Source organism: Peribacillus simplex NBRC 15720 = DSM 1321 (genome assembly GCF_002243645.1).
GTDB lineage: Bacteria > Bacillota > Bacilli > Bacillales > DSM-1321 > Peribacillus > Peribacillus simplex.
On sequence record NZ_CP017704.1, the window covers coordinates 4,634,722 to 4,646,689 of the forward strand.

An 11,968-nucleotide genomic window follows, 5' to 3' on the forward strand; every position below is an offset into this window, starting at 1 on the left:
CGTATGGAAAAAATATCATTAATAACGACTGGTGGGACTATTGCCAGTAAAGAAACTGCGAATGGTATGTTGGCCTCTGGTGCATTGACTGGCCATGAGTTGGCATCACTTTGCGAATTGCCCAACGATATCGAGGTTAAAGTGGTTGATCTTTTCCAGATTTCAAGCATGTCCATGTCCTTTGAGAAAATGCAACAGCTTAAATCAGCCATTCAAAAGGAACTGGAGGATCCTGAAGTTACGGGAATCGTCGTGACCCACGGTACGGATACACTTGAGGAAACGGCATATTTCCTTGATGTCACGAGTAAGGATCAACGTCCAATCGTATTAACCGGCTCCCAACGGTCTCCTCAAGAGGTGGGCACTGATGTATATTCCAATCTAAGGAATTCGATATTATGCGCTGCGAGTGATCTTATTAGGGATGTTGGCGTAGTGGTCGTTTTTAATGAGCGGATCTATTCAGCAAAGTATGTCAAAAAAGTGCATGCTTCCAATTTGCAGGGGTTCGAATCTTTTGGCTATGGTTATTTGGGGATAATTGATAATGATGTAGTCAGCATCTATCAAAAACCTTTACATAGGGAGTGTTATGATATTCAGAAAAGTATCCCCAGGGTGGATATCATCAAGTGCCATACAGGCGCTGATGGCCTCTTTATTGATGCTGCGGTTGCAAACGGAGCGAAAGGCATTGTGCTCGAGGGTGTAGGAAGGGGACAAGTTACCCCTGTAATGGTAACTTCCATACAAGCTGCAATCGATAAAGGCATAACGATCATCATGACTACAAGTGCAGAAGAAGGAAAAGTTTACCCAGCTTATGATTATGAAGGTAGCGCATTTGATTTAAAACAACGCGGTGTGATATTAGGCGCTGATTATGACAGCAAGAAGGCTCGAATTAAATTAGCTGTCATGCTGGCAAGCGAAAATCCTATGGATGAGACCTTCTTTAAGTATTGAAGGATTAAATAAAATTTGGAAGACTTGATTCTTGGATTCAGTTTTTCTTCAATCCATGGTACGATTAAGGAAAAGAAGATGAAAAGAGGGTCAGCTAATGCTGGTCATGTTGTCAGCGGCCATTGCGCCAGGATTGGCGCTACTGAGCTATTTCTATTTAAAAGATCAATATGAAACCGAACCGATATCGGTTGTGGTCAAAACATTTTTATTCGGTGTATTCCTTGTATTGCCGATTATGTTCATACAGTATGTGCTCGAAACCGAACATATCTTGAATACCGATTTAGCAAATGCTTTTTTATGGGCTGCACTGCTTGAGGAATTCTTCAAGTGGTTCATACTCATTTATGTTATTTATCAGCATGTGGCATTCGATGAGCCATATGATGGGATTGTTTACGGAGCTGCAGTCTCCCTTGGATTCGCTACAATGGAGAATATTTTGTACCTGCTGGCCAACGGGGTGGAACACGCTTTTCTCAGGGCCGTTCTCCCTGTATCCAGTCATGCTTTGTTCGGTGTAATCATGGGATATTATTTGGGCAAGGCGAAATTTTCGGCTTCGAATAATAGGGTCTATTTATTATTGGCATTGATCATACCAATTTCGTTACATGGGGTTTACGATTATATTTTAGTTTCCCAAAAATTATGGGTGTACTTTATCATGCCATTCATGATTTATCTATGGTGGTTAGGCATGAAAAAAGTAAAGAAAGCACGTTTGTTGTCTGACTTTCACGCAGAAAAAATTTCACAAAATCATTACCTCAGCAAATGACGAATATTATCAAAACGGAGTGCTGGCATATTTTGCCCGCTCCGTTTTTTTTATGTTTGGAATAAAAAAGCCGGTAAAGAAGAAAATAGAATTACATTAATTCAAGAAAAAGAGGAGTGTTTTTGATGAAAGGAATTTCGTCAAAATGGAAATGGCTTTTGCTGTTTTCGTGTATAACTATTTGTTTCGGAATTTACCCGGAAACAAGAACAAATGCCTTTTCGAGCCAAGTCATTCAAAAGGGTGCGGTTGGTGATGATGTAATTGAAATGCAGGCACGCCTACAAAACATCGGTTACTATAATGGAAAGATTGATGGAGTCTATGGATGGGGCACCTATTGGGCTCTTCGAAACTTCCAACAAGATTTCGGTCTTCCAATCGATGGTTTGGCAGGGACTACAACAAAACAGAAGTTGACGAATGCCTCTAATTTCAATAAACAATTTGTTCATGAACAGATCAATAAAGGGAACGAGTTCACCTATTATGGGGGAGTCCCCATTGAGAAACAGGTAAAAACGAAAGGAAATGGATCTTCGTCTGGAGGGACCACTTCCGGTAAGGCCCCTTCCAAAACAACGACATCAGCCAATCTTCCAGGAGGATATTCTCAAAACGATATACAGCTGATGGCCAATGCTGTTTATGGAGAGGCACGAGGGGAGCCATATACAGGTCAGGTTGCCGTTGCAGCAGTAATACTGAATAGGGTGGAAAGTGCTGCCTTTCCTAATACCATTTCGGGAGTGATTTTTGAACCTGGGGCCTTTACGGCTGTTGCAGATGGACAGATTTGGCTGACACCGAACGAAAGGGCGAAAGAAGCCGTGGTGGATGCTATTAATGGGTGGGATCCAAGCGGTAATGCAGAATATTATTTTAATCCCGATACGGCAACAAGCAAATGGATCTGGTCAAGACAACAAATTAAAAGAATCGGAAAACATATCTTTTGTAAGTAAAGAGGTGAAGGGAAATGATCAGGAATATAGTGATTGCCCTGCTTGTTGTAGTTGTTGCGGGAACTGCATTCTGGGGCTATCAAGAACATAAGGAAAAAAATGCTGTATTAATCAACGCGGAAAATACGTATCAGCGAGCCTTTCATGATTTAAGCTATCAAGTAGATTTATTGCACGATAAGGTCGGCAGTACTTTGGCTATGAATTCACGTTATTCATTAAGTCCGGCTTTAACAGATGTTTGGCGTATCACTTCCGAAGCCCAAAGTGATGTCGGGCAGTTGCCATTGACCTTGCTTCCATTTAATAAGACAGAGGAATTCTTAGCAAAAATTGCGGACTTCAGTTATAAAACAGCGGTACGTGACCTTGAAAAAGAACCACTTAATGATAAGGAATATGCGACTCTACAATCCTTGTACACACAGGCAGCGGACATCCAGGGTGAGTTAAGAAAAGTGCAGTATCTGGTCCTTAAAAACAATTTAAGATGGATGGATGTCGAAATGGCTCTTGCATCAGGGAAAGAAAATTCGGATAACACGATCATCGACGGATTAAAGACGGTAGAGAAAAAAGTATCTGGGTACGGGGAAACGAATGAGATGAATCCGACTTTTACTTCCGCACAACAGAGGGATGAGAACTTCAAAAATTTGCAAGGTGAAACCATTACAAAGGAAGAAGCAATTGCGACGGCAAAAAACTATGCACACTCAAAAAGCGAAAATTTGCAGGTGAATGTTGAAGAAAATGGAAAAGGTTCCGATTATGGATTTTATAGTGTCAGTATCCTCGATAAAGGTTCCGATACCGAATTGAATATGGATTTGACAAAAAAAGGCGGTTATCCTATTTGGTATATAAATAATAGGGACGTGAACAAAACAAATATTGATTTGAATCAAGCCTATACAAAAGCCGAAGATTTTTTAAAGGAACATGATTTCAGTTCACTTGAATTATTTGAAAGTGCTCAGTACGATAATATTGCATTATTGAATTTCGTGACATCAGAAAATGGCGTCAAGATTTATCCTGATTCAGTCAAGGTCAAAATCGCATTGGATGATGGATCCGTTATAGGATTTTCAGCCGACGAGTATTTAAAATCACATAAAACCAGGGAAATAGGGAATCCAAACATATCCGAGAAAGAAGCTAAGGACAAAATCAACAGTAATGTAAAAATAATGGAAGAAGGAAAGGCGTTAATCACCAATGATATTGGTGAAGAAGTTCTTTGTTATGAATTTCTCGGTACGATTAAAGATGATACCTACCGTATTTTCATTAATGCAGATACCGGTCAAGAAGAAAAGGTGGATAAATTAAAGAATTCCGAACCGGTATACGAGAATTTAATTTAATTTAAATTGTTATCATGAATCATTAGTTGTAGGGAAATGTGCTTAGTCACTTTCCCTTTTTCTTATTTCATGAAATAATAACTTAAATGATTATTGGATTATATGAGAAAATTAATGGGTAATATTATGTGTTTTTCTTCCTATCAAAAAGGACGTGGACGACGATGTTTAAAATTGGTGATATATTAATGCTCGAACCGAAATATCCATCACAGAAGGAAAAGTTCAATTGTATGGTTGTCGAAATGGGAACGGGGTGTGTCTATACGGACTTTCCAATCAATTTAGAGACTGGAAAAATTGCATTCCTCATGGATGGGACACACTTGAATGTCACATTTTCCAATGAAGAGCAGGCTGTTTATGTATTCGATTCTGAAGTGCTTGGAAAAGTGAAAGGTAGAATAACCATGATGCAACTATTACTGCCCGAAGCAGAAGCGTTTGTGAAAATCCAACGGAGGCAATACGTGCGCCTGCATGTAACCTTGGATACAGCCGTTCATCCAGAACATTCCGAGTTTACCCCTTTTCGCGCATTAACCGAGGATATCAGTGCAGGCGGAGCTTCCATAAGGCTTTTAAAAGGCACTAATATACAATCGGTTTCGCAATTATACCTGTGGATGGCGCTTACGCTAAAATCAGGTGAAATTCATTATTTAAGGTTAAAAAGCAAAGTCATTCGCGTAACGGAGAAAGAACATGGAAATATGCTGCTGCACGTCCAATTTCTTGAACCTACAAAAAATGATGTACAGACATTAATGAGATTTATATTTGAAAAGCAGGTCGATTTAAAGAAAAAAGGCTTGTATGTTTAACATGATTGAATGAAAATCAGCGATTCCATCCATACTGCTAATATAAACAGATGGAGGGTGCGGCTTTTGAAAACATTTGAAAGACTATTAATTAAAGTGATCATCATCCAATTAGCCTGCTTATTTTTTTTCCAGTTCCTTTTGAGCAGGGAGGATCAAATCTTTGATTTGACCAAGCTCTCGAGGTATGAAGGTGTCACTAGCAATAATTATACGAAAATCATTGAAACATTCAATGGGACCCATAAGTAAAAGCGGTGATCCGCTTCAGTTTGTCGATAAAAGGAGATTCGGAATGCTCTCCCCGAACCATGATTTTAAAATAAACTTGTTTTTCTTCATGTTTTTTACTAAGGGACCGGATTTCTGAAATCAACTGGCACGTATAATAAAAAACTGCAGGCTAACTCGTTTTTCTTCAAATTTGTCTACAGTCTGAAGCGGTGATCCGCTTTTTTTGTATGAAGATTTTCAATTAAGGAAAACTTTTGATGGCTGTAGTGATCAAAAAAAAGAACAACGGTGATTTTGAACGTACACATCCCTTTTATTAATGATTTTCCCGCTAGTTGTGATAAAATGAAAGGGTACTAAATAATCAGCATGATTGTAGGATTCTTGGGAGGATTTATGGAAAAAAAATTATCAGTCGCAATCGATGGACCAGCAGCTGCTGGAAAAAGCACGGTTGCTAAAATTGTTGCAGAAAAGTTCAATTACATATATGTGGATACAGGTGCAATGTACAGGGCGCTTACCTATAAGGCCCTTAATCAAAAGATTCGCCTGGATGATGAACAAGCATTATCTGAAGTTCTCATCAATACAGAAATCGAATTAAGACCAAGTGAAAATGGACAGTTGGTGTTCTTGGATAATGAGGACGTGACAGCCCAAATCAGGAACAATGAAGTGACTGGTTCCGTTTCGGAAGTGGCAAAGCATCGGAGCATCCGGGAAGAATTGGTTCGCAGGCAGCAAATCTTTGGTGAAAATGGCGGTGTCGTCATGGATGGCAGGGACATCGGTACGCATGTTTTACCAAACGCCGAAGTAAAGGTATTTCTAATCGCTTCTGTGGATGAAAGGGCACAGCGGAGGCATCAGGAAAATATATTGAAAGGTTTTCCATCAGATATCGAAAAATTAAGGGAAGAAATTGCAACAAGGGACAAGCTAGACTCGGAACGCGAGGTATCGCCCCTGAAAAAGGCGGCAGATGCTATCGAAATTGATACGACTTCTTTATCGATTCAGGAAGTTGCAGAAAGTATCATGTCTTTAATAGAAGAGAGGAAAAGATAAAATTGGATTTTTACACATTTGCCAAAAACGTCGTAAAAGGCGTTTTAACGCCTGCGTATAGGGTTAAGACGCTCGGAAAGGAACATATCCCTAAAGAGGGCGGAGTATTGATCTGTGCCAATCACATTGATAATTTGGATCCGCCTGTAGTTGGTATGACATCTCCAAGGGATATTCATTTCATGGCGAAGGAAGAGTTGTTTCAAGCACCTGTTTTAAAGGGTATATTACCCAGAGTGAATGCTTTTCCGGTCAAGCGGGGCAATAGCGATCGTGAATCCCTTAGAAAAGGTTTAAAGCTTTTGAAGGAGGGCAAGGCGATTGGTCTGTTTCCCGAGGGAACCAGAAGCAAGACTGGTGAATTGGGAGAAGGTTTGGCGGGTGCTGGATTTTTCGCGTTGCGGTCTGATGCCGTTATCATACCCTGTGCAATCATCGGCCCATATAAATTTTTGCGTCCGTTGAAAGTCGTTTACGGTCCTCCAATAAATTTTACCGAATATCGCGAACAGAAAATATCAGCCGATGAAGCTACAAAAATCATCATGGACCAAATTGGGAAATTGATTTCCGAGCATAAATAGTCCTTCATACTTGACAATTTTCTGATTTTGTTAGAATTTATAAAATAAGGGTATTGTTCCTTATTGCGAATGAAAGGGAATATAAATTTTATTACTCTAAAAAAACTGTTTTTATCTTTATTAGGAAAGTGTTTTTATTGAACCACTTTAAATAAAATATGTGGCCGATGAAGAGGAAATTTGCTGATCAGTCATGGGTTAAGGAGGAGTTAGTAATGACAGAAGATATGAACCAGGTAGAAGTGAACAATTACAAAGTTGGGGATCAAGTTAAAGCAACCGTTTCGAAGGTAGAAGAAAAACAGGTCATTGTCAATGTGGAAAACAGCAAGACTGATGGAATCATACCTATCAGCGAGCTTTCAAGCCTGCATGTCGAAAAGGCGTCAGATGCCGTTTCGGAAGGTGATGCATTGGAGCTGGAAGTAATTAAAGTCGAAGAAGAAGCTCTCATTCTATCAAAACGTAAAATTGACGCTCTTAAAGCATGGGATGACCTGGAATTGAAATTTGAAAATGGAGACGTATTTGAGGCTGAAGTTAAAGATGTCGTCAAAGGCGGGCTTGTTGTAGATCTAGGCGTACGTGGTTTTGTTCCAGCTTCTCTAGTAGAAGACTATTTCGTTGAAGACTTTTCTGATTACAAAAACAAAACTTTAACATTCAAGATCGTTGAGCTTGAGAAAGACAAGAATCGCTTAATCCTCTCACATCGGGCAGTGGTCCAAGACCAAAAGGAAAAGCAAAAAGCAAACGTTTTGGATAAGATTGAAAGCGGGCAAGTGCTTGAGGGCGTGGTCCAAAGGATTACCGATTTTGGTGCCTTCGTGGATATTGGAGGCGTAGACGGCCTTGTCCACATTTCCCAGCTTTCCCATCAGCATGTCGACAAGGCATCCGATGTCGTTTCCGAAGGGGATAAGGTGCAGGTGAAAGTACTATCCATCGATCGTGATAATGAAAGGATTTCACTTTCCATTAAGGATACCCTTCCGGGACCATGGGCAGGCATTGCAGAAAAAGCGGCCAAAGGCTCTACACTGGAAGGTATCGTTAAACGCCTTGTTTCTTTCGGTGCCTTCGTGGAGATTTTTCCAGGAGTAGAAGGGCTTGTCCATATTTCACAGATTTCACACAAGCATATTGCCACACCGCAAGAAGTACTTAAAGAAGGCCAGTCTGTGGAAGTGAAAGTGCTGGAGGTCAATGAAACGGATCAACGTCTATCATTGAGCATTAAGGAACTTGAAGAACCTCAATCCAATTACAACACATCAGATTATGAGCTCCCTGAAGAATCGAAGGGCTTTCAGCTAGGTGAAATGATCGGTGATCAATTGAAAAAACTAAAATAAGATAATAATGGTGATGGCCTTGGAGAGAAAACAACGAAAATTAGATCATATAGAATTTGCGCTAAAGACAGGACAGCAGCATAAAACAGGACTAGAAGATATTTCGTTTATTCACCAAAGCTTACCAGGTATTTCCTTGAATAATGTGAACCTCACATCAGAAGTTGGCGAACTTGAATTAAGTTCGCCAATTTTTATAAATGCCATGACCGGAGGCGGAGGCCCTGAAACCGAAAAATTGAATGGTGACCTAGCCATTGCTGCACGGGAAACAGGAATCGCCATGGCGGTAGGATCGCAAATGGCAGCTATCAAGGATTCTAGCCAGCAAGCTTCCTTTAAAGTTGTAAGGAAGGAAAATCCTGATGGTGTGTTGATTGGTAATCTCGGTGGTGAAGCAACAGTCGAACAGGCTAAGCGGGCCATCGAAATGATCAGGGCCAATGCCCTTCAGATACATATTAACGTCATCCAAGAATTGACGATGCCTGAAGGGGACAGGGATTTTGCGGGTACCCTTTCGAGAATAGAAAAAATCAGCAGAACGATCGGAATTCCTGTCATCGTAAAAGAGGTTGGATTTGGGATGAGTATGGAAACGGTGCAGCAATTACATTCCGTGGGTGTTTCGATTATTGATGTAGGCGGGTTTGGCGGAACGAATTTTGCTAAAATCGAGAATGAAAGACGAGCAAAAATACTCGGATATTTTAATGAATGGGGCATACCGACAGCCGCTTCGATTGTCGAAGCAGTTAATGTTTCACCACAGTTATCAGTCATTGGGTCGGGTGGCATTCAAAGCCCTTTGGAAATTACAAAAAGCCTGGCATTAGGAGCGAAAGGTGTCGGATTGGCCGGACATTTCCTCAAGCTCTATAAAGAGTTGGGCTTGGAAAAATTGATTAAAGAAGTAAATTACATACATGAAGATTTGAAGGTCATCATGACTGCACTCGGGTGCGCTAATATCTCAGAGCTAAGGAAATCGAAATTAGTCATCAAAGGAAATACCTATCATTGGTTATCTCAAAGAGGCATTGATTGTTCGGCTTATGCTAAATGAATGACCACAAAGGAAGCATCTCAATTGAAACGAATTGAGATGCTTCTTTTTGTTCAGGAATAGACTTAACTATTCCTTTTTCGTGCCTCTTCAGGGCTTTCCATTCTTGTTGCCCCTTTATGATCCAGCGATTGGTCCCTGTCGGACTCCACCCGTTTACTTTCTTTCAATTTCTTCTCTTGCCGATCTTTTCCCATGTTCACACCTCCTTTTTAAATGGTAGGGGGAAGGTTTTCCTCATCAAATGCCGTGCTTTACGTTTATACTTTGAATAAACAAGCCATAATGTTCCTAAAAGGGGGACGGCAGCATGGATGGAATTATATTTTATTGGATTTCATGGATAGTTTGGGTCATTGTCATGTTTTTTATTCCGAAAACGGTTCCCTTTCGTTTTGATTTTATTTTTCATCTATTAGCCGTTATGGTATTAGCGTGCTATAAACTGGAGGCTCCCTTGGTTTCCGTGCATTTGAGCGGTCCGTATCTTTTCTTTATACTGTGTGTGTATATTAGGAAGAAATCAATCATCAAGATGATGGAACTGATCAGCGGAAGTCTTATTATCACTCTCGCTTATGCTAGTTTTCAACTTTTTTCTTTGCTTGATCCGATATGGCTTATCATGAAACCCTCTTATCTTTTGTGTATTTTCCTGAATTATCTTATCCTACTACTTTTTAAAAATTGGAAACATCGATTGTTCGTCCTTTTAATTGGGATGATGATGGGAGATATCATATATGCTGGATTGCTTGCTTACCACTCTTTACCTTATGTGGCACTTGCTTACGCATGGCATGATAATGCAGTTCTGGTATTGGGCGCAAACATACTGTGGAGAATGTTGGAACTGGTTGGCCAATACATTTATTTAATATCCCAATCGAGATTTTTATCAAAACAAGGAAAAGAGAATTTTAATCAATGAAGAGTATGTTGGAAAAGTAGGTATGGGGTATTAGCCGCTTTATCAAAAGGCAGAAGTATAAATGGAACCAATTGGAATTGGAAGGCTTTTATTCATACAATCATTGTTGATTGGCGAGAAATTTGTTACTATAGGATAGTTAGAGGTCTGTAGATAAATCGTAAAATGCTCTAAACAATTAAAAAGGAAGCCGTATGTCGAAGCTTTCTTCATTTTTTTGGGCTGATTATAATCAAGTTTGAGCATGCAGAGGGTTCAGCTTCACGTCACCTTAGGAACTGGGGCGTCAAGTGGACAAACTGCCCGTGAATACTAGATGAGATTAACTGAACATCAGTTGGGATTTTCATACTGATGAAAGATTCCTTTAAATGATGATGGATACAGCCTTTTCCTTTTAAAGGAAATAATGAAAATCAATAATGCAAAGCAACCGTAATAAATGCATTCATGAATTTCGTGACTTTGACAGAGATATAGTAGCAGAAAGGGTGAATAGCAATGCCAAAACCGGTAATTGCGATAGTCGGTCGTCCGAACGTGGGAAAATCGACAATCTTTAATAGGATAGTTGGAGAACGGGTTTCGATTGTCGAAGACGTTCCTGGAGTAACTCGGGACAGGATTTATAGTTCTGGTGAATGGTTGACACATGATTTTAACATTATTGATACAGGTGGAATTGATATCGGTGACGAGCCGTTCCTAGAACAAATTCGCCAGCAGGCTGAAATTGCCATCGACGAAGCCGATGTGATAATTTTTATGACGAATGGTCGTGAAGGGGTAACGGCTGCTGATGAAGAAGTCGCTAAGATACTCTATAAATCGAGGAAGCCAGTTGTCCTTGCAGTAAATAAAGTCGATAACCCAGAAATGAAAGATCAAATTTATGATTTCTATGCGTTAGGTTTTGGCGATCCATTCCCGATCTCCGGGTCTCATGGACTTGGTCTTGGTGATCTTCTGGATGAAGCGGCCAAACATTTCCCTAAATTCAGCGGCCAGGATTATGCTGATGATGTCATTAAATTCAGTTTGATTGGAAGACCGAACGTAGGTAAATCATCACTGGTCAATGCATTGTTAGGTGAAGAACGTGTCATTGTAAGTGATATTGAAGGTACGACTCGCGACGCGATTGACTCTCCTTATAAATACAATGGCAAAGAATATGTCATTATTGATACAGCAGGGATGCGGAAAAAAGGTAAAGTGTATGAAAGCACGGAAAAATATAGCGTACTTCGTGCATTAAGGGCAATTGAACGTTCAGACGTTGTTCTTGTGGTCCTGAACGCTGAAGAAGGTATTCGTGAGCAGGATAAAAAAATTGCCGGATATGCCCATGAAGCGGGTAGGGCGGTCATCATCGTCGTCAATAAGTGGGATGCCATCGAGAAAGATGAAAAAACGATGAAGGATTTTGAAGAAAAGATCCGTGCCCATTTCCTATTCTTGGATTATGCGCCAATCATTTATCTTTCTGCCTTAACGAAAAAACGGACACATACCTTAATACCGGTCATTGACCAGGCTAGTGAGAATCATGCTATCCGAGTTCAGACAAATGTATTGAATGAAGTGGTCATGGATGCCGTGGCGATGAATCCGACACCGACACATAATGGCAACCGTTTGAAAATTTATTATACGACTCAGGTAGCTATCAAGCCGCCAACTTTCGTTGTATTCGTTAACGATCCGGAGTTATTGCATTTCTCATATGAGAGATTTTTAGAAAATCGAATTAGGGATGCCTTTGGTTTTGAAGGAACACCAATACGAATTTTTGGACGCCAGAGGAAATAGTAA

At 40.2% G+C, this 11,968-nt stretch carries 13 protein-coding genes; 12 read left to right on the forward strand and 1 reads right to left on the reverse strand.

The features are described 5' to 3' along the window. Positions 1–3: 3 nt before the first annotated feature. The 10 genes from BS1321_RS22430 (at position 4) to fni (ending at position 9,222) form a co-directional block, all read left to right on the forward strand. Positions 4–969 carry an asparaginase gene (locus BS1321_RS22430; protein ID WP_063233193.1) on the forward strand — a complete coding sequence of 322 codons (966 nt, stop codon included), beginning with the start codon at positions 4–6 and terminating at the stop codon, positions 967–969. 97 nt (positions 970–1,066) lie between these two features. Next, on the forward strand, positions 1,067–1,753 hold the full coding sequence (gene prsW, locus BS1321_RS22435) for a glutamic-type intramembrane protease PrsW (RefSeq protein WP_063233194.1): 687 nt from the start codon (positions 1,067–1,069) through the stop codon (positions 1,751–1,753). Positions 1,754–1,878: 125 nt separating this feature from the next. Further along, a complete protein-coding gene (gene sleB, locus BS1321_RS22440) occupies positions 1,879–2,718 on the forward strand; it encodes a spore cortex-lytic enzyme (RefSeq protein WP_063233195.1) in 840 nt (279 codons plus the stop codon). Positions 2,719–2,732: 14 nt separating this feature from the next. Further along, positions 2,733–4,088, forward strand: coding sequence for a germination protein YpeB (ypeB, locus tag BS1321_RS22445; protein ID WP_063233196.1), 1,356 nt, complete (start codon positions 2,733–2,735; stop codon positions 4,086–4,088). Between the two features lie 164 nt (positions 4,089–4,252). After that, positions 4,253–4,912, forward strand: a complete 660-nt coding sequence (locus BS1321_RS22450; protein WP_063233197.1) for a flagellar brake protein — start codon at positions 4,253–4,255, stop codon at positions 4,910–4,912. A gap of 66 nt (positions 4,913–4,978) precedes the next feature. After that, on the forward strand, positions 4,979–5,164 hold the full coding sequence (locus BS1321_RS22455) for a YpfB family protein (protein WP_048681726.1): 186 nt from the start codon (positions 4,979–4,981) through the stop codon (positions 5,162–5,164). Between the two features lie 378 nt (positions 5,165–5,542). Beyond that, positions 5,543–6,217: a (d)CMP kinase gene (cmk, locus tag BS1321_RS22460; RefSeq protein ID WP_063233198.1), complete on the forward strand. Its 675-nt coding sequence runs from the start codon at positions 5,543–5,545 to the stop codon at positions 6,215–6,217. A gap of 2 nt (positions 6,218–6,219) precedes the next feature. Then, positions 6,220–6,801 carry a lysophospholipid acyltransferase family protein gene (locus BS1321_RS22465; protein WP_063233199.1) on the forward strand — a complete coding sequence of 194 codons (582 nt, stop codon included), beginning with the start codon at positions 6,220–6,222 and terminating at the stop codon, positions 6,799–6,801. A gap of 215 nt (positions 6,802–7,016) precedes the next feature. Further along, complete coding sequence (gene rpsA, locus BS1321_RS22470; RefSeq protein ID WP_063233200.1) at positions 7,017–8,156, forward strand: 30S ribosomal protein S1; 1,140 nt, start codon at positions 7,017–7,019, stop codon at positions 8,154–8,156. A gap of 19 nt (positions 8,157–8,175) precedes the next feature. Next, entirely contained in the window at positions 8,176–9,222 is a 1,047-nt protein-coding gene (gene fni / locus BS1321_RS22475) for a type 2 isopentenyl-diphosphate Delta-isomerase (RefSeq protein WP_063233342.1), read from the forward strand. Positions 9,223–9,287: 65 nt separating this feature from the next. Here fni and BS1321_RS22480 read toward each other — a convergent pair whose 3' ends face one another. Further along, positions 9,288–9,419, reverse strand: coding sequence for a YpzI family protein (locus BS1321_RS22480; RefSeq protein WP_069981702.1), 132 nt, complete (start codon positions 9,417–9,419; stop codon positions 9,288–9,290). Positions 9,420–9,532: 113 nt separating this feature from the next. Between BS1321_RS22480 and BS1321_RS22485 the strand changes: the two genes are divergently transcribed. Then, positions 9,533–10,153, forward strand: coding sequence for a YphA family membrane protein (locus BS1321_RS22485; protein WP_063233201.1), 621 nt, complete (start codon positions 9,533–9,535; stop codon positions 10,151–10,153). Between the two features lie 501 nt (positions 10,154–10,654). Then, positions 10,655–11,965 (forward strand): ribosome biogenesis GTPase Der, encoded by a 1,311-nt coding sequence (gene der, locus BS1321_RS22490; RefSeq protein ID WP_063233202.1) that lies wholly within the window; start codon positions 10,655–10,657, stop codon positions 11,963–11,965. The last annotated feature ends 3 nt before the right edge of the window (positions 11,966–11,968 follow it).